Source organism: Corynebacterium sp. LK31 (assembly GCF_014335015.1).
Taxonomy (GTDB): domain Bacteria; phylum Actinomycetota; class Actinomycetes; order Mycobacteriales; family Mycobacteriaceae; genus Corynebacterium; species Corynebacterium jeikeium_D.
On the sequence record NZ_PDGW01000029.1, the window covers coordinates 38,776 to 59,505 of the forward strand.

Annotated in this window: 23 protein-coding genes; 9 read left to right on the top strand and 14 right to left on the bottom strand. The window is 56.5% G+C overall.

Annotated elements, in window-relative coordinates; all coding sequences use genetic code 11:
• Positions 1-159: 159 nt before the first annotated feature.
• Positions 160-525 carry a hypothetical protein gene (locus tag CRD18_RS10755; protein WP_147739818.1) on the bottom strand — a complete coding sequence of 122 codons (366 nt, stop codon included), beginning with the start codon at positions 523-525 and terminating at the stop codon, positions 160-162.
• Positions 522-1,559: a hypothetical protein gene (locus CRD18_RS10760; protein WP_187406751.1), complete on the bottom strand. Its 1,038-nt coding sequence runs from the start codon at positions 1,557-1,559 to the stop codon at positions 522-524. Before CRD18_RS10760 ends, CRD18_RS10755 begins: the two co-directional genes overlap by 4 nt.
• Positions 1,560-1,727: 168 nt before the next feature.
• On the opposite strand from CRD18_RS10760, the gene CRD18_RS10765 reads away from it, so the two are divergent.
• Entirely contained in the window at positions 1,728-2,528 is an 801-nt protein-coding gene (locus tag CRD18_RS10765) for a hypothetical protein (protein ID WP_187406752.1), read from the top strand.
• Positions 2,529-2,616: 88 nt separating this feature from the next.
• On the opposite strand, the gene CRD18_RS10770 is transcribed toward CRD18_RS10765, so the two are convergent.
• A complete protein-coding gene (locus CRD18_RS10770; protein ID WP_187406753.1) occupies positions 2,617-3,438 on the bottom strand; it encodes a RusA family crossover junction endodeoxyribonuclease in 822 nt (273 codons plus the stop codon).
• Positions 3,439-3,577: 139 nt separating this feature from the next.
• Between CRD18_RS10770 and CRD18_RS10775 the strand changes: the two genes are divergently transcribed.
• The 4 genes from CRD18_RS10775 (at position 3,578) to CRD18_RS10790 (ending at position 7,463) form a co-directional block, all read left to right on the top strand.
• Entirely contained in the window at positions 3,578-5,065 is a 1,488-nt protein-coding gene (locus tag CRD18_RS10775; RefSeq protein WP_187406754.1) for a hypothetical protein, read from the top strand.
• A gap of 38 nt (positions 5,066-5,103) precedes the next feature.
• Positions 5,104-5,625: a single-stranded DNA-binding protein gene (locus CRD18_RS10780; protein ID WP_187406755.1), complete on the top strand. Its 522-nt coding sequence runs from the start codon at positions 5,104-5,106 to the stop codon at positions 5,623-5,625.
• A gap of 231 nt (positions 5,626-5,856) precedes the next feature.
• Positions 5,857-6,534 (top strand): hypothetical protein, encoded by a 678-nt coding sequence (locus CRD18_RS10785; RefSeq protein ID WP_187406756.1) that lies wholly within the window; start codon positions 5,857-5,859, stop codon positions 6,532-6,534.
• 2 nt (positions 6,535-6,536) lie between these two features.
• A complete protein-coding gene (locus tag CRD18_RS10790; RefSeq protein WP_187406757.1) occupies positions 6,537-7,463 on the top strand; it encodes a hypothetical protein in 927 nt (308 codons plus the stop codon).
• A 45-nt stretch (positions 7,464-7,508) separates the two neighbouring features.
• Here CRD18_RS10790 and CRD18_RS10795 read toward each other — a convergent pair whose 3' ends face one another.
• Together CRD18_RS10795 and CRD18_RS10800 are read right to left on the bottom strand one after the other, a co-directional pair.
• On the bottom strand, positions 7,509-8,147 hold the full coding sequence (locus CRD18_RS10795) for a PolC-type DNA polymerase III (RefSeq protein ID WP_187406758.1): 639 nt from the start codon (positions 8,145-8,147) through the stop codon (positions 7,509-7,511).
• 94 nt (positions 8,148-8,241) lie between these two features.
• Entirely contained in the window at positions 8,242-9,270 is a 1,029-nt protein-coding gene (locus CRD18_RS10800) for an ADP-ribosylglycohydrolase family protein (protein ID WP_187406759.1), read from the bottom strand.
• Positions 9,271-9,393: 123 nt separating this feature from the next.
• On the opposite strand from CRD18_RS10800, the gene CRD18_RS10805 reads away from it, so the two are divergent.
• Positions 9,394-11,877 carry an FtsK/SpoIIIE domain-containing protein gene (locus CRD18_RS10805; protein ID WP_187406760.1) on the top strand — a complete coding sequence of 828 codons (2,484 nt, stop codon included), beginning with the start codon at positions 9,394-9,396 and terminating at the stop codon, positions 11,875-11,877.
• A 69-nt stretch (positions 11,878-11,946) separates the two neighbouring features.
• Here the strand turns inward: CRD18_RS10805 and CRD18_RS10810 are convergent, their stop codons facing one another.
• Together CRD18_RS10810 and CRD18_RS10815 are read right to left on the bottom strand one after the other, a co-directional pair.
• Complete coding sequence (locus tag CRD18_RS10810) at positions 11,947-12,399, bottom strand: hypothetical protein (RefSeq protein WP_187406761.1); 453 nt, start codon at positions 12,397-12,399, stop codon at positions 11,947-11,949.
• A gap of 111 nt (positions 12,400-12,510) precedes the next feature.
• Positions 12,511-13,218 carry an N-acetyltransferase gene (locus CRD18_RS10815; RefSeq protein ID WP_187406762.1) on the bottom strand — a complete coding sequence of 236 codons (708 nt, stop codon included), beginning with the start codon at positions 13,216-13,218 and terminating at the stop codon, positions 12,511-12,513.
• A gap of 114 nt (positions 13,219-13,332) precedes the next feature.
• On the opposite strand from CRD18_RS10815, the gene CRD18_RS10820 reads away from it, so the two are divergent.
• From CRD18_RS10820 to CRD18_RS10830, 3 genes are read left to right on the top strand one after another with little or no spacing between them, the layout of a single operon-like run.
• A complete protein-coding gene (locus tag CRD18_RS10820) occupies positions 13,333-13,587 on the top strand; it encodes a hypothetical protein (protein ID WP_187406763.1) in 255 nt (84 codons plus the stop codon).
• A gap of 1 nt (position 13,588) precedes the next feature.
• Entirely contained in the window at positions 13,589-13,795 is a 207-nt protein-coding gene (locus tag CRD18_RS10825) for a hypothetical protein (protein ID WP_147739835.1), read from the top strand.
• A 2-nt stretch (positions 13,796-13,797) separates the two neighbouring features.
• Entirely contained in the window at positions 13,798-14,592 is a 795-nt protein-coding gene (locus tag CRD18_RS10830; protein WP_187406764.1) for a metal-dependent hydrolase, read from the top strand.
• Between the two features lie 65 nt (positions 14,593-14,657).
• Here CRD18_RS10830 and CRD18_RS10835 read toward each other — a convergent pair whose 3' ends face one another.
• The 7 genes from CRD18_RS10835 to CRD18_RS10865 all read right to left on the bottom strand — a co-directional run bounded on the left by CRD18_RS10835 (position 14,658) and on the right by CRD18_RS10865 (position 20,674).
• Positions 14,658-14,921, bottom strand: coding sequence for a hypothetical protein (locus CRD18_RS10835; protein ID WP_187406765.1), 264 nt, complete (start codon positions 14,919-14,921; stop codon positions 14,658-14,660).
• A 6-nt stretch (positions 14,922-14,927) separates the two neighbouring features.
• Positions 14,928-15,245 (bottom strand): hypothetical protein, encoded by a 318-nt coding sequence (locus CRD18_RS10840; RefSeq protein WP_187406766.1) that lies wholly within the window; start codon positions 15,243-15,245, stop codon positions 14,928-14,930.
• Positions 15,242-15,433: a hypothetical protein gene (locus tag CRD18_RS10845; protein ID WP_187406767.1), complete on the bottom strand. Its 192-nt coding sequence runs from the start codon at positions 15,431-15,433 to the stop codon at positions 15,242-15,244. The genes CRD18_RS10840 and CRD18_RS10845 overlap by 4 nt, the downstream gene beginning before the upstream one ends.
• Before the next feature lie 22 nt (positions 15,434-15,455).
• Positions 15,456-15,881 (bottom strand): DUF3846 domain-containing protein, encoded by a 426-nt coding sequence (locus CRD18_RS10850; RefSeq protein WP_187406768.1) that lies wholly within the window; start codon positions 15,879-15,881, stop codon positions 15,456-15,458.
• A 210-nt stretch (positions 15,882-16,091) separates the two neighbouring features.
• Positions 16,092-16,466 carry a hypothetical protein gene (locus tag CRD18_RS10855; protein ID WP_187406769.1) on the bottom strand — a complete coding sequence of 125 codons (375 nt, stop codon included), beginning with the start codon at positions 16,464-16,466 and terminating at the stop codon, positions 16,092-16,094.
• Between the two features lie 269 nt (positions 16,467-16,735).
• Positions 16,736-17,983 carry a hypothetical protein gene (locus CRD18_RS10860; RefSeq protein ID WP_187406770.1) on the bottom strand — a complete coding sequence of 416 codons (1,248 nt, stop codon included), beginning with the start codon at positions 17,981-17,983 and terminating at the stop codon, positions 16,736-16,738.
• A 30-nt stretch (positions 17,984-18,013) separates the two neighbouring features.
• Positions 18,014-20,674, bottom strand: a complete 2,661-nt coding sequence (locus tag CRD18_RS10865; protein WP_187406771.1) for a hypothetical protein — start codon at positions 20,672-20,674, stop codon at positions 18,014-18,016.
• Positions 20,675-20,730 lie beyond the last annotated feature (56 nt).

Here is a 20,730-nt window from a genome sequence, read left to right on the forward strand (position 1 = left end):
CTCCTTTCCTGTTGGGCTTTCCGGGCGTCTCTGGATTTCATTGTTCCCTAGTGGTGCTTTCCATTGGCCACATCTGCGCGATGAGAGCGGACAGTAAAACTCCCCGAGTATTCACGGGGAGTTTTACATGCCGTAATAAACTAGGTGTGACGTGGCCTTTTATGCTTTCCGGTCTTCTCGGAATGCTTGGTGTCTCGCTTCGTCTGCCAACTGCGGATATTGAATCGCGATTTGCGCGAGGATGCGGCCTTTAACGATGGAGCCGGCTGTTTTTCGGTCTTCCTTGTGCGCAAGTGCGCTGATGGAGTTGCGATGTGCGTCGTAGTTACTTCCCATGTGGCGAAGCCAATTGACCGCAATGCGCTTAAGAAACTCGGGGTCGGACTGCATTGTCGCAGGTGGCTTGTCAGGGTTTCGGCGATTGTAGTGTTGAATTGCCTTTCTTAGAACCCGCGATAGTGGCCAGTTGGGGATTTCAACGGGGACTTGTCTTGCTGCTGCAATAAGTGCGGTTCCACTGGTCACTTGGCTGCTCCAACTGTGGCGGCACCGACGGCCAGTGATGCAGCAGGGTATTCCACCGCGTCGTATCCGCATAGGACTGAGCGCAGTGCGTTGGCCGCGGTGACGTCCCGGCTGTAGCCACCAACGATGTGCAAGTTGGGGGTTGCGCCCCCCTCTTCTTCCCAGGCTTGAGTGACCTCCGGCCGGTCAATGAGATCTTGAATGACGCAGCATACTTCTTCTTCGATGTAGTCGAGGAGTGTGCGAGCAGAGATGTTGACCGAGCCAATGGGGTCAGGCAGCGAGATTGTCACGTCCCCTGTGGTGTCGGACTCGTGAGCGGCAAGCCGAGCTTCGCCGACATCGAAGGCCGCATTCAGCATCCATTGGCGATCAGGGGAAAAAGCAGGATTAGCTTCCCCGGCGATGCGACCGGCCACAGCCGCATAGACGCGACGCTCGCCTCCGTTCGGATCGACGATATGGAAGGTAACCTCACCGCGCTTGCGCACGCGATTGCATTTGACCAGGGACAATGATGTACTCGTGGCGCCGAAATCGAAATAGGTGACGTAACCAGTTGGAGAGTTTTCAGGAAGGGATGCGGCTATCGCTTCCTGCGGAGAGATGGTATAGACACGGATACCGTGTCGCTCCAGACCGACAATGTAGGAATCCACGATGTAGTCAGGCCAGTGATTCGGAGTGATGGCGACGAGACAATCAGGCATGGCGCCGAGGTTGGTTTTCGCCTGTTCGACAGCTGGTGCGGTGACCATTTGGATAAGCGTGGCGGAACTGTAAGGGACATCGGCGATAACCCACGGCTTATTGGCCAGTGACCGCGTGATGTTTCCGACCCATTCGACGGCCTCCCCACCCCAGTCGGGCCCGTGAAGCACGCCGTCGCTATCGACTGGTAGGGATGCCGCGTAGGAATCTCCACTGGGGAAAAGAACTGGCTGGATAACACCATCTTCGTCCACGGTTGCAGCCGAGATGGTTGCGGTGCCCAGGTCAATGGCGACGCAGGTTTTCTGTGGCTTCGATGCCATGCGCTTTCTCTTTCTTTGTTGCGTGGGTGGTGTTTGTCGATTGATTGTCACACTTGCCCGCTTCCCGAACTGCTGGACGCAGCCCGATTTGAGGAAAGCGGCTGTAGGTCACAATCTTTCTCAGCTGCTTTGCAACAACCTAGAAAAGGACGCTCAAGGAGAAAACTGATGCCTGCAACAACTGAGAAACTGCGGTCTGCCCCGTCATCGCTTCGGATGTGGTGGGAAGGTGTGACATCGAGAGGGGGACGCGGGGCCACTGTCGGTGTCACTGTTGTGGCAATTGCGCTGGTTGGTGCCCTAGTTGCGGGGTTCTTTTACCTCCGACCGTTGGATAAGGAAGCCTACAACGACTATTTGGTGCAGCTGAATGATGGAGACTTGCCAGCACCGCCGTTTATTGGTTGGAAGCAGCAGGAAACGAAACCGCCAGAGAAATTGGACGAACTGAAAGACGTTTCAGCTCTTAATCGCTCAGAGTGTGTTCCGGGTGGCGAACTTCATGCCGCCGCGGAGAACATGATTATCGAGGGGGCTCATAAGTGGTCTGGTACTGAGCTGGTGCAAGCCGCGTACAACGCCAACATTCGTGTGGATATTTCAGATGCGCCGATAAAGGAGCAGTACAACCCAGTTCGTGACTGGTTGGAACGGTGCGATCTGGTGGAGTTCAATCAGCAGGATCGGACAGTGAGGTTGACGCACAAGTACATGCCGATTGATATGCGGGAGAAGTACGGGCTCGCTGACACCGGCGTTATTTATGCTCAGACCGTATCCACCACGACGCCTCAGGGCTTCCAGGGAAGTTCCTCGACACTGACAGCGCTCGGCCGCACTGACGATACGACGCTGCGAGTGAAGCTGACGTTCCGTGGCCGCGTCGATGACAATGCTCTCGACACGCTTGGCATCCTGTGGAATGCGCAGGTTGCCAAGGTTCTGGCAAAGGAGAAGAAGGCCGCATAAGTTTCGCCGTTGTTAGGAATTGATGCCCGGTGGTTCATTCCACCGGGCATTTTTTGCACCCGGAATAATCTGAGATGAGTGATGAGACTTATGCCAGCCCCATTTCAACAGCGCGTTTACGAGGAGCTTCGGGGAGAGCATCTGGGCGGCTCAGCGATGATTGCGGCATGGGGGCCAGGCCGTTTCCCAGTGGACTCACGCGGATCACAGCACCAGGTTGGGTCAGCGCCCACGGGTGGGTGTGTGCTGGCGCAGGGTAGGTTTTCACCGCGCAGGAATCCACAAATCGTGAGTCATCGGCGACGATCTGAAAACGCCTACCCGCCTCCTTTTTCTGAAACGGAGAAAAAGCATCCTGAACTGCGCGCAATAGCTTGTCAGTATCGGGCGGGCCCATTGGAGCACAACGGGGAAAACCGTCTGTGCAATCGTAGGCATCAGTACTGAGCGTCTTTGGCCGCGGGATTGTCAACACGACCTCTAGGCGTAGCGGAACATCGAGGGGCACCCAGTCCGATCCGACAGCGCGGAGTGCTTCTTTGGTGATGCTGTCGCGCCACTGTCGAAGCTCAGAGCCCGAGGAGTGCATAACCCGCCCCTTAGCGACTTTCATTGACCCTTGAGTGACGGGTTTGCCCTTTACTACTAGCCATAATTGCCCATCGGGAAGATTGGACAGTTGAGCCAACCGCTCCTTTTTGAGACTGGTAACTGCGTCAAGGTGCGGGGTTCGAGCGGTGGTGCGGGCGGCTCTTTTCGCGGGGCCAATTTCAATGGTGGCGCGCTTCCATCCTGATGCACACGCAGAGCATTTGTCACTGGTCACCGCAATGATTGCGCCCTTGCACTCTGGGCACCATTTGTGGGTGCCGGAGGAAATCAGGTCGTTGACGTTCAGAATGGATGTCATGCAGGCAATGGTCACACTCGTCCGCTTCCCTTGCGTTTTCAGTGCGTTCGTTTATGCAGGTTGACAGGGTGTTTTTGAGTTCGGCCAGGTGGTAACGGGCAAGTGATTTGATGAAGCCAGCCGACGAAAGGAACACACCATGAGCGCTTTTACACGAAGCGAGCACAACACCAGCTTCATTGCCTACGAATCAGCCCCCTCACGTAAGCCCGTTGAGATTCATGTCAATAGCAACGAGATGACTGCCCGAGTTCACCCAGAGGCTTTCATCACGGAGTACCCGAGCGTGCTCATTAAGAGTGTCAATGTCAAAGACGATCTTGTCTCCGTAACGTTCGACGCTTCCAGCGTGGAAACCCGTAACGGCAAGCCGTTGAGCTTTGATTTTCATGGCAACTGCAAGACGGACTCACCCCTACATCAGCTTGCAGAAGCTGCTCGTGAAGCCCAGAGGCCTGTCTATGTTGCCTTTGAGATTCGCCGCAAAGTCCGCAACCGGGCTGGCGATTACATTGCTTTTACGACACCGATTAACACCCTGCGCGGCTGCAACGATAACCCTGACGGCAAGGCAACCACAGATGCGACCAGTGGAAATTGCTCGAAGGTGATTGCCGTTCTGGGTTTTGCCGACGAAGAGCACACGCTTATCAGCGAAGAATGCCGCACCAATCCGCTCAAGTGGGGTGCGGTGCGAGGCAATTACGACGGCACTGTTCCCCCGCAGGGCTGCATCATTCCGAAGTTGGCAGATGGTTCTCCGGCTGGCTGCATTATCCCAGCATCGGAAGTTCCCACCGGGGGTATGAGCGCCGATGTGGAAGCGGCTATCGCACGGATTGAAAAGCAGCTAACGGCCATGCGCGGTGCCCCGGCATGTTCGACGAACAAGCCGTGGATGCTGCGGGGGGCTCGCGGCGAGGTCAACCCTGGCAGCTATGCCGTTACTCATGTGCGGCTCGTGCGCTCGAAGGCTCACGAGGTTGTTTCCCAGTCGGCTGCCAGCGCTGGAGAGGTCAGCACGGATACGGTTCGATCAGTTGAGTCGTTGCTGACGAAGGCGTTGTTGTGGGTTGCCGATACTGTGCAGGCGCGTATGTGCGGGCGTCTTGACCGGATGGATAAGGCGTGGGACGAGGCGTGCCAGTGGGCGTTTTACGTTGTTGAGGCGGAGTTGCCGTTGCCTGCGGAAGTATTTGCGGGGCAGGGGTCGGTGCCACAGGAGTGGAGTGTGGCGGTTCGCAATCGTGCGTTTGAGCTGTTTGCAGAGGCCGTGGAGCTTACCGCGGAGTACTGCGATTCTTTGTCGAAGAAGGGACGTGACACTTCCGAGAAGAAGGAACCGGCAAAGGATGCAGAAACTGCAGATGCTCGTGAATCCACACCGATGCTGTCTGACAGCCCGGAGCTGCGGAAGCGCTGGGATGATTTGATTGTCGCAATCAATATGGGTGGCCACGTGGCGCACTTAAACCCTGCGCTTGTGTCTTGCTTTGGCACCTACCAGTCGGCCGAGATTCCGGCGGAGAAGTTTGAGGAAATGCTCAGCCAGTGGGAAGACCAGCCGCAGCAGTTTGTTGATTTCGCCCGCAACCAGTACCAGGAAAGCATGAATGACGCTGCCTAGCAGCTACTTCATCATTCACACGAAAAGGAATTTTTATCATGGCTCAAGGAGATACCCCGATCACGCTGATTGGCAACCTCGTTGCCGATCCTGAATTGAAGTACACCAACAGCGGTACGGCTGTTGTCAACGTTCGAGTGGCATCCACGCCACGTGTCTATCGTGACGGCCAGTGGGTTGATGGTGAAGGATTGTTCTTGACTTGCAAGCTGTGGCGCGAGATGGCAGAAAACGCCACAGAGACGCTAACCAAGGGAATGCGCGTGATTGTTCACGGCAACCTTCGCCAGCGCTCTTACGAGACGCGCGAGGGCGAACGTCGCACGGTCTTTGAGATCGAGGCCGACGAGATTGGGCCGTCCCTTCGTTTTGCTACCGCCCAGGTCAATCGCACTGCAAAGAGTGGTGGCAGCAGGCCATCGCAGAATGGAGGCTTTGGCGGCGGCTCGCAGCAGAGCAACGCCGGAGGCGGATTCGGTGGCGGTGCCCCACAGAGTGACCCGTGGGGGTCTGCCCCGGCAGCCGGTTCCGGCATGGGAGGTGAAGAGCCGCCCTTCTAAGAGGTCTTTAATGTAGTGTTCCGTGGCTGTAATGCCCTGTGAGATGCGGTTATTCCGCTCTTGCAGGGCGTTTTTGTATCTGGAGCAACCGCCTTATCGGACAGTCGGCGCTGAGCGAAAACATCACTTGATTCACATCCGCCTCCCCACTACCCCCCTTAGCGCTACCCCGGTAGCGCTACCGTATTCACGCTGGCATTCTTGCGTTAACACCACACGAGGAGGAACACCATGACCACCTACGCGCTAACTTGCAACCACCACAACCATCCCGCCAAGACAGATGTCTTTACTGGTTCACTGCGGGAGGTCATTGACGCGCTGATTGACCACAATGACCGCTGGGGCAATGCCGATCTTGCTGCCGACTACTGGCCATACGTGTACTGGGCCGAACCAGACAGCTTCACGCTTGATGACGAAGAGGAAGCCCCCGAGACCCCGGACTACACCGCAGACGTTGCTATCGCGATTGCCTCTTCCGTCCTAGACGAGTCGCCAAAGCACATCTCGATCGCCGAAACCACGCCAATCAGCATTGCCGAGATGAAGAATAAGCTCACCGAGTCCGAAGGCATTAGCTCTTTTACTGCCGAGCAATTCATCACCGATGAATTGGCTAGCCGGGACTGGGGAAGCGACATGCTCTCCGAGGCACACTTCACGGAACTGCGCGATACACTTCGCGCAGAAATCGACAACGACAACATGGGCGTTGCTGAGCTGGATGACCTCGAAGAAGCGTGCGCCAAATACAAACAGGCGAAGAATGAGCTCGCCGAAGCGCTCGCACACCGAAATGCGGCAATCATCGACGCCGCGCGCGCTGGAGCCCAGCGAAAAAGAATCGCCCGGACTGCAGGCCTTGATGTGTCGATGGTGCGTCGGATCATTACCGAAGGGCGCTAGTCGTGAGGCAGAAATGGAGTCCCTACGATTTGCCGTACCTGCGCGAGGCGCAGGTCACCGCGTGGCTAAAGCTCGCAGAATTTTGGGGTAGACCAGAGGCTCGCGCCAGGGAGAAGGTTCCTGGCGCGAGCGCGCTCGACTTTCACGCAATGGCCGATGCGCTCCGTGAAGCACCACTGACGTGGATTGCCCGCGATTTTTGCTCCATGATTCGAGACACGATGGGCACTGTCCCTCAGTGGTCGCCTGAGGAAATCATGCCCTCGCAAAGTGGTCTGGTCGCCTTTGATACGCCCTTGTTTTCCGCTGTCTGGAACGGGGATATTAACAACCAGCGTTACCTAGTGCCGATTGACGCCATTTTTTGGAAAAGAACTGGTGACATGGTGAAAATTCGGGCGCTATCTCGCCTGGGAGAAGCACGGGGCGCACTTTCCCCTCTCCGTGAAGGAATCCCGTGGGACGAAGTGTTCGCAACCACTACACACGTGCAGACGCTGCTCGGAAAAGAGTCCGACGTGGAACTAGTCGTGGCCGAGGGTTTTCCTTCTGACGCCACCGGATCCGAACAGCTACTCGGAGCGTTGGGAGCAATGTGGCTACTCATGGCGCAGCCAACAGTGGTGGAAGAAGCCAATCCGGTTCAGATGCGCGTGAAGCGCTCCGGCGTGCGCCCTGGGCAATCCTCTAAGGCGACCGTTCAGGTCAACGTGCGTTCCCTAGTACGTAAGCATCGAGGTGGAAAAGGCGGAGGCAGTCGCGGCAAGGCCACGACCCGCTGGTGGGTACGCGGTCATTGGCGCCAGCAGGCGTGGGGAAAAGACCGCAAGCTACGCAAACCGGTTTTCATTGAGCCTCACACTGCCGGAGCGCGAGGCGCGGAGGTTGTCGAAAAGCCCAATGTCACCGTGTGGAAGAAAGAGACCTAACCCACAAGGAGACTGCTCCCCCATGTGTTCGCCGGCGATATGGGCTTAGCGAGGTACTGCGGGGCGAGATTCAAGGTGCCATGTAGCCACTAGTCGGGCATCGAACCTTATCCCCTGCTCATCAATCGTTTCGGCGAACTTTTCGCCCCCAATCTCGCGCATGACGGCTGCGGTTGTCGCAGCGTCATCAACTGCCGCATGTGCATTTGGGTTAAAGACTCCGCACCTTCTTGCTAAGGACTCTAGGTTGTACGGCCCAGTGGTCAATTGCTTCGCTAGATCAATTGTGTCGATGAAAGGCAGAACTACGTCTCCTTCAAGTTCAGCACCAAAGCGGTCGATTTCAGCGCACAGCATCTTTGCGTCATAAGGGGAATTATGCGCCATGAGATGCAAGCCATGTACGGTGCTGGCGAACTCTGAAAAGACCTGTTTGAACGTTGGGGCCTGCGCGACCATTGCATCGGTGATTCCGTGGATTGCGGAGTTCGTGATTGCCTTTTCGGGATTAATTAGGCTCCCCCAGCGTCCACACTCCCGGAATTGTTGGTCAACAATTACCACGCCGATTTCAACGATTCGATCGCGGCGGACGCTAAACCCCGTTGTTTCGGTGTCCACGATGGCATAAGCGGGCTGCCTAGACGTCATTAAGCCGTTAATGAGAGATGAGAAGAAACCCATATCAGCATGTTAATGCCCTTGTTGTCACTGACTGGCCATGAATGGACAGTCTTAGCCTTGTGACTACAGCGGTAGTCAGCCTGGCGCTAGAGGGCTACGAGGAAAACCCGACCAACCGATCGGCCTGGTTGAGCAGTTCAGTTGCCCAGAACTCAGGGCGCAGCGGATGGACTACCTCGGGATTTCCTGCAGATGGTCGGCATTCCAGTACAGTCTTCACCCACTTTTTCGGCCACCCGTCAGCGCCGTAGACCGCACCGACCAATGCTCCAGTGATAGCTGCGTTGGTATCAGTGTCGCCACCGTAGTTGATTGCATGAACGAGTGCGTCTTCGCCACTGTCGGTAATCAGCAGGCTTTCGACTGCGATGGATAGAGCCAGGAGCACCCAGCCGATATGGCCGAAGTATCGTCCGACTTTTCCTTGTGTACCAGCGATGATTGCCGAGTACACCTCTTCAGTTTGCGCGGAGGAGAGCATCGCGCTGAGCACTCGGGTCGTGTTTCCGGTCTCGATGGCGGTGACAATTCCGGCAACAAACACGGCATTGGCATCAACGCAGATCGGATTTGGGTGGGTCAGCTCTGCGTCCTGGCGTGCAAACTCCATTGCCTGCTCCAGGCTGATAGTGTCTCGCGCTCCGAAGACTCCCAGTGGACTAACGCGCATGAGTGCCCCGTTGGATTGGGACTGGGCGTTTGGCTTTCCGGCTAGGCCTGTTCGGCACGTCAGTCCGATGTCGAATGGTGCTGTCGATAGCCAGTGCTGGTAATTAGCGAATGCGACGCTTGGGTCGAAGGTGTCGGTGTTTTCTAGTGCGCGGATGAGCATCATCGCCATCTGTGAGTCATCGGTGGGCTGGCCGGCGATAAGGTTCCAGGTTCCACCGTTGGCCATGTTTCGCACGCCATTGGGGTACAGCTTGGCGATGGCTTTGGCGGGGAGGAACTCGACGAGGCTTCCTAGTGAGTCGCCGATAAATTGCCCGAGAAGACATCCTCGGGCGCGGTCTTTAATCGAATTGGCCAGGCTATTGTTCATCATCATTTCCATATCGCCGAGGCTATCGAGCTCAGGTTTCCGCCTGGCCGACGTCCGGGACTGCGGAGTCCAGCTGAGCACAGGCGTGTCACGTCCCCTCCCCCTACTCGACCGCAGCAATCCCGCGGCAGGAAAGCGGCCTGCCCTTACAGTGAAGCCCAGCAACATCCATTTTTCACCGCCTGACCTGGAGGAAAACTACTGATGGCTAAAGCCAGACGCCGACCATCCCCCTTTGAGGATGCTGCTCGCCGCCATTCACAGCAGCTCTTTAAAGACTGGATTGCCCTCACTTTCCGCGCCGACCACTTCCGGGCCGGGCCGGTTCCCCTGCCAGTAATCCATGTCTTCCTTGCGGTCGCAGCTATAGCTGTGATGTGGAAAGTCCCCAGTCTGCGCACCTGGGCATTAATTGCGCTCGCCATCGGTTTTGTCTTCACCGTTGGCCGTGCTGCCATCATCATGCCGGAGCGCAGAAAACGACTCCTGACGCTTTATGAACAGATTCAAAAACGAGCAGCGCTTCCCCGATCAACTGCAAATTCACCGGCCGCACCAGACCGTCACATCAAGGTACGCCAATGGGGCACAAAGTCCACCATTGAAGAGTTCACGCTCACGGTCGGCGACTGCCCTGCTTCCCACAGTGTGTTCGCCCACGCTCCCCTAGAGCAGGCCATCGACAATACGCTTGGGGCACCAGAGGGCATGTCGTGGGTCTTCGATTGGCCGTCACCCGCGGTCTGCCACGGAAAGCTCGTCTCTAACTCCAGCCCGGAAGTCACGCGGCAAGCATTTGTCCGGTCGGCGTTGTCGGTTGTGGCCACAACGCTTGGAATCAACGCTCGCAATGTCGATGATGGTTTCAATGTCACCTTCGACGGCTGGCAAGAGGTCGAAACTCGCACAGGCCTGCAGGTTATGGTTCCCCAGACCATCGCGATTGACTACGGTTCTTTCGACGATTCCAACCCGGCTGCTCGCAGCCAGGTGGAGCGCACCTTCGATAAGCGCATCAAGGCTCCCGGCGAGTGGATGTATTCATGGGACAGTGGCGTGCTGACCATGCAGCAAGCAGACAGGCAATCGACCGAGGCCAAGCGTAAGCGCACCACCCGCAAGATCGAGGACAACGTAATCGGCATGGTTCGCGGCAATGATCGCCGCGCAGATGACCCGGTGGTAACCGTAACGAAGTGGCTGGAGAACAGCAGTTTCCCTGTTGACCATCCGCAGAAGCTGCATATTGACTTCAGCACCCGCAATCTTGCTGCGCGGCGTACTCGGGATGCTTTCGAGTCCAACTTTGATGACACGATGAAAGCCGCGTACCCGAAGGTTGTGTGGCTGTATAACTGGACGTCTACCGGGGCGGAAACAACGTTGGATATTGCCGCAGTTCCTGCGCGGTCAAAGTTGGCGCTTCGCAAGGCGGCGGAGCGTCGCCTGCGCAACGTGGTCGAATCGAAGTTCGGCAGTTCCCGGAACTTCGTGGACTGCGATATTACTTCCTGGCAGGACAATCTCAGTGACCGCGGCGAGGCTCTGCCGAAGACCGCGCGGGTGAACTTCGGCGATGTCGATGTCACCAAGCAGGAGACCCAAGATGCGTTTGAACAGCACTGGGATTCGTTGAGCACCGATAACGACTGGCGCTATCGGTGGTCGCCGGCTGAGGGAATCGTGGAGATGACGGCAGTGGCTCCACTGCCTCCATATGCTACCTTCCCTCAGCCAGGCGAAGGAAAATTCAAGGAGCTCATGCAGGAGGCTCGCAAAGGTCGTTTCCACTTCGGCCCACAAAAGGGCGGCGGGACAATCGTGTGGGATCTCAACGGCACTCCGCACGCACTGTTTGGCGGCAAGACTGGTAGCGGTAAGTCTGTCGCACTGTCGCTGGTTCTTTTCTATGGCCTCTACAACCCGGATTTGATCTCGCTTATTGTTTGCGACCCGAAGCGCACTGACTTCACCTGGACGCCAGAGTTTCCTTCCGTCCAGACGTTCGCGGCGACCGACACCGAGATCGTTGCTGCTGTCGCGCAGGCTCGCGCAGAAATGGAGCGGCGACAGTCACTGCTCAACCGCCTGCAGGTACGCAACCTCGGGCAGTTGCGGAAGAAGTACGCCGAGTACCCGGAGCTCGAAAAAGAGCACGGACCGGCACCGAAGCGCCTCATTCTTTTCTTCGACGAGATTGCTGATTTCCTGGCCAAAGGCGCGAACAAAGACATCGAGGAACTCAAGGATGAAGCTCGCGCCGACTTGGAGAAGATTGGCCGCCTGGGGCGAGCCTTGGAGGTCAACATCATTGCGGCGGCACAGAAGCCGGATGCAAAGATTATCTCGACGCAGCTTCGTTCTCAGCTAGGCTTCCGCCTTGGTGTGGGGCCACTTGACCAGTACGAGTCGGAGCAGATTCTCAACTCTGACCACGGAACACGATTCCCGTCTGAAGGCGTACCAAAGGGGCGTTCCTGGGGACGTGACCCGAAGTACGGCATCCATATGGCTCAGGTGATGTTCCTGCCGGACGATACGAGCCCTGCTCCGTGGGATCCTTCCATCACGCTCGGAGGCGCAAAGGATGTGGTGCGCGAGCACTTGCAAACGCTGGGATATGCCCGGACAGAGATTACGAATAGTGACGGCGGGGTGGAACCCCGTTGGGTTAAGGTGGAAAATTAGAGGACAAAATTCAGGGGCGTATCGAAGAGGAAACATCCTTCGATACGCCCCTTTTTGGGCTATCTCGGCTTAGGCAACCTTCGTTCGCATGTCGAGCATGTGGTTGGCGATGAACTCCACTGTCCAGTCAGCGACGTCATCTCGGGAATAGCCACAGTTGACGTTCTCACTACGAATGTAGTCGTATGTGGCGGTCATTAACTCCTGGTTGCCCTCGATGGCATCAAGTTCAGCGTCGGTGAAGTGGTAGACGCGGGAATTGACCTCATGCAACTTGCTGAACAGGTAGTCAATGGTCAGCCCCTCAGCTCCTGGAAGGGCATTGGCGAGAGCTTCCGACGCACCCGAGCTAGCGTGAAGCTTGCTGCTGTTGCAGCGCTCCCAAATAGCATCGTCGTGAACAACGACGGTGGTTTTGTCTGAGGTCTTCCAGGAGACGGAACCGCGCTCGGGGTCGATGGTCACGTCGAGGGCGACAAGAGCGTAGTTGATTTCGATGAAGGCGAGGGTGCTGGTGCTCATTGGGGCAAGCTCCTTTGGTGGGCTGTTGGTTCTTGCCTGAGCATGTCAATGAGCTGAAACGATCTGGCCGACCGGGGCGACTACGCGCGTAGTCACGTGTTTTCTTGGTGCCTACAGCTCTAGATAGAATTTGTTGCCTTCGTATTGGGTGGCGACTGGGATGTTCTTCACTCCCGTCATTTGGACAGGATTCATGTTTGGTGAGACAACGGTGAATCCGCAGTCCTTGTAGAACTTCGTAAGTTTGTCGTTGTCTCCAACTTCGGTGTCAATCTGGCCGCAAATGACTTCGTACCCGCCATTCCTCGCAAATTCAATGGCTTTATCGACGAGCGCACGACCAATACCTTGCCCACCATATGCAGAGTCAACGGCCAGCTTCGATAGCAAAATACGACGAAGTAGAGCTTCGGAATAGTCAATCTTTTCCTGCTCTGAAAACCCTGGGTTCTTAAAAACCGCCTGAACGGCGCTTCCCATCGTGCTCACATGTACAGCTCCATAGATTTCATAACCGCTTGGGGGCAACGCCACGATCAGTTTTTCATCCAAGGAAGAAGCATTTTCAACCTTAAAGTTCCTAAGTAGTCTTCTAGAGCGGTTCAGGAGCTCTTCGGTGAAATCTTCCATATCGAAACCGTGGTCGTTGAGGAATTTCACTGCGTTCTTTCGGAGCTTGGCTTGATCTTCCTTCACTACTACGATGCGGTAATTCTTCTCCGCGGTCTGCGGAGTTTCCTCCACAACGCGAGGGGCTTCCTCTGCGATGCGGGAATCGTCAGCCTTCTTCTTTCTCTTCTGGAAAAGCTTGCCAAACACGTGCCTTACTCTCCTACTCTCATCAAAACTAGATTTCCTATTTTACCTGCGGAAAGCGGGCTGGTGCCACAATGGTCGAGCACCACAAAACATCCACATGAATGTAGGAACGCTATGCGCATTTTCAGTTCGATCGTGGCCATTGTTGTCGCGCTCGGGGTGGCCTATGGGATTGCTCGATGGGCTGGCGATAATCAGCCATTGTTCAGCGAGGAATGGTTCTCCGTCGTGCGGGAAAAGACTGATTCGGTTATCGACAAGGGGCGTGATTTTGGGCAGACACTGCCTCCTCCTGAAAGCATCAATCTCCCGGAGATTCCCCAGGTTGCAACTGATGTGCCAGGCGCTCCAGCGCAGGAGCTGAATTAATATGCAAGCCATTTCCAAGATCTTTGGGACGATTGTCTCCATTCTCGTTGTCATCGGCGTCGTTAAAGGTATCGGTGAAGCTGATATGCCTGATGGGTTTGACCTGCAGACCCTACTGGCGTCAATTATCAACGGCATCGCCGATCTGACAGTCTTCCTTATTCCGCAAATCATCCAGGCTGTTAGCAATGCGGGCGGGGTGGCGTAGTCATGGTTATGGGCCCGACGCATTCCATGAGTGGCGCGGCTGTCGGCCTTGCCGTAGCCCAGTTGATTCCTGCATCCTGGGGCGGTGTCACGTCCCCGGCTGAGGCATTCGTTTTCGCCGGCATCGGTGCCGGCGCAGCGCTCCTCCCCGACCTCGATAGTCCACAAGCAACAGTGTCTCGATCGTTTGGCCCCGCCTCAATCGGCCTTTCGCATCTAGTCGAAAACTCAGCGCAAGCCCTGGTCAATGTCACACGCACACCAAAAGACGAATACTGCGGCAACGGGCACCGGACAGCGACGCACACCATCTGGTTCGCTATCGTCGCAGGACTAGCGTGCTCGGCGCTGGTAGCCATCGGCGGGAAAACCGCCACGATAGCCCTGCTGTTTTTCTTCCTTGGGCTGGGACTTCGTGGGCTGTTCCCCTCCTGGTCAAAGCAGAATGACTGGCTTGCTATCTCTGCCCTATCTCTAGGTATCGCCCTTGCTGTGTGGCAATTTGTGCCAGCCTCCGCGTCACCGGCTGCTATCGGCTGTGCGGTCGCTGTCGGTGTCCTGACGCATATTTTCGGCGACTGGCTCACCAAAGCTGGCGTACCCATGTTGGGTGGCGTAGTCACGGTCAATGGCAAGCGTTGGTGGGACTTCGGCGCTCCAGGCGCGTTGCGCATCTCCGCTAATGGAACGGCCGATCAGTTCTTGCTGGGGTTGTTTACTCTGATGGTCGGCTACGAGATTTTCCTGATTGGCTCGGGGCGAACCATTGCGGACAGTCTGCAGGCTATCGGCGGATAATTTATCCGCCCCATGACTTCCCCACTGGGGTGGCAGTACTGCCACCCCAGTGCTTTTTATTGCCCTTAGGCATTCACCTCAGCTTCCACTGGGTTGGTGAACAATGCCCATAGCTGCTGTGTCGCGTCCGTGTAACCGTTGAGGTACTCGGTGCGCTCGGTGAAGTAGTCCTGCATCGAATCGGCGCATTCTTTGTCAAGAACAGCCACGCGGTGTTCCATGTCGAGAAAGTGCTTAATCAGTTCTGGCAGTGCCTGGCGTGCTTCTGGGCTATCAGGGTTGGCTTGGAGCTTCTTTACCTGGTCAACCGTGAGTTTCTTGGTCAGCATCGTCTTTTACTCCTCGTCGTCGTTGTTGCCGTTGTGCGTTGTTGCAATCTCGTGAATTGCGCGGGTCTGTCGCACCAGTCGGAGCACGGAATCAGGGCTGAGAGCGGCTTCTGCGTCAAAGTCCTTGAATGCGTCCTGTTCGTTGTCGAAACGGCTCACAGGCACCCATTCACCGTCTGTTTGGCGCTGTACTTCGAACTCAACGGTGGTGTCATCGGTGGAGACGATTCCGGCAACCAGCAGCTGCTTAGCCATCTCGTAGGAGCCGTTGCCGACCTCTTCGCCGTATTCCAGAATCTCTCGTGCGCGTTCAAAGGTGTTCATTTTCTGTCCCCTTTTTCTTTGACTGTCTCGCGGTCGTTGTTGTTGATTTCATCTTCGCAACCAGCAGTGTTGACCTGGCCGGAATTGCCGACCGCAAACACCTTCCTAAATACGGCTTCCACCTGGTGTTTTACGCTGCCCTGGCGGCGGACAGTCACGGTCAGAACGCAGAAAAAGGGGCAGGTCATTATGACCCGCCCCTCGTGGTTTCTACAGTTGGCGCTGCAGCATCATCGGCATCAAAACGTTGTGCTCAAACGTCGGCTTATCGAACTGCTGCGCCAGGTTCTCCAAGAAGCGAATCTGCTCATCGTTCAAAGGCAAAGTACGCCCCATGTCATCAGCGGTAGTAACAAGGCAATCGCCGACGTAGAACTGATGGAGCGGAGCACCTACTGAGTGCATCAGCCACATGACTTGAGTGTTGACCTCGGGGGCTGTGGCAAACATGCCCTCCTCGTCGAGCCAGAAGTCCAGGGCACCCACGCTGGTCTCAAGGGATACAACGTCCACCAGGCGGGCGTTGGTGGCCTTCTGAAGCTCGGCGTAGGTAATGCTGCCGTCGTTATCGACTTCGACGTTGACGGTCTTCATTGGGGCGTTGGGCTTGACTTCGAATGCGGTTGCAGTGGCCATGATGTCCTCCTTGAAAGGAATCTCGTGGGTGGCTGATGTGCTCTCAGCGTCTCAACCGCTACCGACAACCTGGCCGGATTAGTACGCCTGTCACCTTGCCGAGATAGTGGCCACTTCCAGGGAATTTAGCGCCTACGCCAAACCGGACAGTCACGGGATTGGGGAACGCATCGCCCTCGCAGGAATACTCCCACGAGGGCGATTTTCGGCCTAGACCGCGGGCACGTCCTCCAGCTTGCCCTGAACCCACTCCAGCGCCTTATCCGTCAGCGAGTAGACGAAAACCCGTGCCATGTTCATCTGTACCGCCGCATCAGGCTCCGGCTCCAGGAAGCCAGATGCAATGACGGCATTGAGGGTTTCCTTGGCGACGTTGTGGCTGACAATGACCTGGCGGTCTTCGTCCTCCAGGAAAATATCGGGGCTGTTGACGGTCAAGGTGGTGAAGCACTCTTCCCAGCCGTCTTCGAGGTGCGTCAGCTGCAGGGCGACGCGACCTCCTTCCAGGTAGCGCTCAACTTTGACAGTGAGGTCAAAGTGCTTGCCGCAGAAGTTCAGCGGAATGTTCCAGTCGGTGTTGCCCATGATGGTGTCCCCTTCGTGCGTGGTGGTGTTTTTGAGTACGCATTTATGTTCTCACCAGGGGTTTTCCATCTGGCCGGATAGTGATGGGGCATCAGGGGATGCGTAAGTCATCGCCGAGAGTTCTAGCTGCAGTTTTGGTGGTGGATATACCGACTCTTAGATCGGACAGTCAAGTGTTTCCGACAAGGAATCGCCGGCGGGTCATTGCATGAAAAAGCACCCTTACCAGCGATATGGCTAGCGGGGTGCTTTTCTCGCATAGGTGGCCACTACAGTGCCAAGAACTCGATTTCGTCGATCATTTCCTCCAGCTCTGCTCGCGCCTTTCGCACAGTTTCGGCTTTCTGTGCCACTGCAAGGCGCTCGCCTTCGATGATTGAATCATCCACCTCGGGCACTGCTTGAAGTACGGCGGCAATCGCTGGCACCATGTCCATCGTCTCTAGGGCGTCTTCGACGGACTTTTGCGCTTCCTCCAACTCGGTGTCATCCAGGGAATCGAAGATGCCTTCGGCTCCCTCTTGGGCTGCGATGTCGCACAGTGCCTGCATGGCTTTCTTTGCGACATTGATGGTTTCTACTACTGCATCCAGGTTCTTATTGACCTGTGGGGATAACTGCGCGAGCGTGCGTGTGAATCCGGCTACTTGCTCGACTTTTTCTACCGCGTTGTCGGCCTGGGCTGCGCGAGCAAGCGTTTCCTCAAAGCTCGGCTGACCAGCAGGCGCGAAAGCTCCTGTCTGTTCGGACACTGCCTTGTCGAACTCTGCTTGCGCCTGTGGTTGACCTGATTTCTGCTCGTTCGGCGCCACCGTGTCTTGCCAGTCGGGCTCTTCGTTTGTGGTGCCGTAGCGGTCGTTTTGGGTGACCTTGGCTGCGCGGCCGCGCTGTGGGGCTTCGGCGGCGGCAAGGTCTTCTTCGGATACCCACGGGGCGAACCCGGTGTCTGTAGGTGGATCGGGAACTTTGCCCTCGTCGATGGTTTCCTTCATCGTCGTGTCAATGACGGCCTGAACATCGTCAGGTGTCACGTCCCCGCCTTCTGCAGCCTCTTCAGATCGAGCGACGATTGCATCCAAAAGGCGCTCATGGTTCTCGCCAGTTGCGCCACCAGGGATCTGCTTTAGCAGTTTGTCTGGCACCACAAGGTCAGAAGCATCAACACCAGTTTTCTCTGCAATTGACCACATCATCCATGCAACATTGCTCATGCGACGCACGTAGGAAGCGGAATACATCTTGCCTTGCGCGTTGGGCAGGCGATTTTGAAACCGCTCACGAATAAACTCCCGCGGCGAGTGGTAGCCCAGTGGCTCCCACGCCTTCCTATCCAGGATCTCCTGCATTGTCTCCACGAACGTTGTGGCGGAAACTAGCGCCCGTTCTACCAGTTCTTCGGCTTGCTCAACGGTCAGCGGGCCCTTGTCCGGGGCAACCGGGTGCTGTTCAGCATCTGCTACCTGCAGAGAGTCCGCTAATGCAGCGTCCATCGCGGCATCCACTGCTGCGCTACTCATGGTTTAGCTCCTTTCTGTGCGCCATGCTTCCTAAACGTGTGGGGTGTCAGTGTGCGCGTAGTTGCCCAGTGCATTTTCCTTTGCGGCGTCTCTCTGCTCCTTAGAAGGCAGGTATGTCAGCTTCGGCCCTCGGATACGTGGATTACGAGTATCGGCAATCAGGTCGAGCTTTTCGGCATACGTCGCAGTGTTTGAAGCGATGAAAAAGCCCTTGGGCCCATAAGCAGTCGGGTTTAGCCCGAGCTTGTCGGCCAGCACTTCTACTGCGATCTTCTTCTGCTGAGGACTGGCTTCATCGAGTTTCTTCGGCAGCCGCACAGAGATACCGCCTGGGGAAATAGTGGAGGCAACACGAGCTCGGATGGAAAACGACTTACCTGTTGTCGGGTCGGTACGCCGCGTGGTGGAAAACAGATCCTTCATGCGAGCAGCCACGGCCGCATCATTGGTCAAATCGGTGACGTTATCCAGGGCTGATTGCTTGCGCGGATGCCCCTCGTCATCGTGAGTGGTGGGCGTCCAGGTGGTCGGCCAATCGACAGGATTTCCTTCCCTGTCGGTCGGCCCCTGGGTCATCAACGTTGTGGTGCCCTGCCCGGCGGCGCGGTTGGCGATAAAGCGTTGCATGTCAGCCTCGATGCGGTGGCGCTTCAGGTCACGGACAGTTCCCAGACCTGGGGTAGGTGCGTACTGGCGTGCGTCCTGTGCCGCAGTGTTGCCAATGGTGTCACCTGGCACATATTTCGAGGTCACAATCGTGGAACGCTTGTTCTTTTCTGCCCACTTCTGAGCATCGCTGGCTGTCTTGTCGGGTCGCCAGGCCTGGGCGAGACGGTTCATAGCTGCGCTGGTGTGTCGGCAAGTGCCGTGCTTTTTGTACTCGTCGCAATCGCATCGCAGGCCAGGGTTGTTGCCGATGGCTTTGTCAGTGAGAACGCGGCGGTATTCCCCATCGGTGTCCATTTCTTCCCATACGGTTGCCATGCCGGTGACTTTGCCATCCACGAAGTTCATGGCGATGGGTGCCTGCACAATCTTGTTGTTGAACAATTCTTTTTCGACCAATGCAGCCTTCGGCATGTGCCCCGAGGCAAGCGATAGATCCTGGATGACACCATCGGTGTCACGTCCCTTGAGGGCGCCCGGCTTCATCGACGCCTTAATGGCGCCGAAAGCAATCGTCTGCGGTCCCACCTCGTTGAACTCAAACTGGCCCTTCCGCAGCTCTTCACGCCGATTACGGTTGTAAGCGATACGCGCGGCGCGATTCATCGCATCCAGCTTCTCGCTGTGACCGCCAGGAACAGGGCACTGATGGCTCGTATTAAACGATGCCCACTGCCCGCACGTCGGGCAGCGATACAGCGTCAGTGCAGCGTTAGCGTCTTCCGCGTTGGCAAACTGGTGTGCCTCATTGTCAGCAAACTCGGTGAACACCTCCCCTACTGGTCGTGACTGCGCTTCTGCAAGAAGCTCCGTGACTTCATGTGGCTGTGCGCGCAAAATCAGCGGAGGCCGCTCATTGCCTTCCGCGTCTGGATGCCGCTCAATGAGCACCACGCCACTGTCCTGGTTGTAGGAAAGTGACTTGGCAAAGGAACTCACAGGCTTATTGTTCGCATCAATCTTCCGGTTGAGTTCTTCCAACGAATGATCGGCCTTGGCCAGCTGCTTGGCTGCCTTCATCTTTGGCAGGAAACCGCCTGATGCTTCAAAATCGGCGACACGGCTATCGAGCTGCTGCTTCCATTCTTCGACGCTTTTGCCGTCCTGGAAATCCTCTGGGTAGGCCGTGTGGAGCCATTCGTCCAAAGTCTTATCTGCCGGTTTGTTGGCATAGTTGCCCAGGCGCTCGTGGATTTCCATCATTTCAAATGACCGATGGTAGATTTCCGACAGTTTCTCTCGCTGAGCGAGCATGGCAGCGTTTGGGCACTCGTCTTCGGTGTGCCCAAACTGACCGCACTTGGCGCACTTGACCACGCCTTTTCCGGGGTGTTCGAAAGTACGCAGAACGTGTGAGGAGTCGATTGCTGGTTTCGAATCGAGTTGGGCGATAGCGCTTTGTCGGCGCTGTTCCATGATCTGCATGGCCTGGACAGAGCGACCTGATACGCCGAGGTTGTGCTGGGTGGCGGGGTCGATTCCTGCGGTGGCCAGTGCGTTTCGTTCGGTGTCGCGGATCTGGGAATGGTGGTTGCGCCGCCCGTCCTGGGAGACAATTTCGTCCCATTCCTTGCGGGCTTCATCGACGGAGATGCCGCGGTGGCGGGCGTTGACTTCCAGGAAGTTTTCTTTGGCCGGCGAGACGTTTTCCAGCAGATTTCCTAGCCGCTGCATGGCGTAGATGTTCGCGGCGGTGTTCATCTGGGCGTTCGTTAGAGGTTCGCCCTTTTCGTTCTTGCCTGACAGGAGGCGCTTTTCTTCAAGGTCAAGGCGAGTGATGATGCCGTCTCGGCTTCCTCGCTTGCCGGACGATTTGGCGTACTTCTGTGCGTCACTGAGAAACTCTGCGTTACGCAGACTCTCCCGAAGTGTCCGCACCATCTGTAGTTGCTCATCTACACTGACGGGCGCTTCAGTATCCAGTGCGTCTCCGGTGTGCTTGATCTCGTGGATCATGGACTGCACTTCAGCGTCGTGGAAGGCATTGTCTCCGTAGTAGCGCTGCAGCGCCTTTACAACTGCCATCTGCGCACTACGGCCCTTATTTTCGCGGCAAACCATTAGCTCTCAACTTCCTGTGA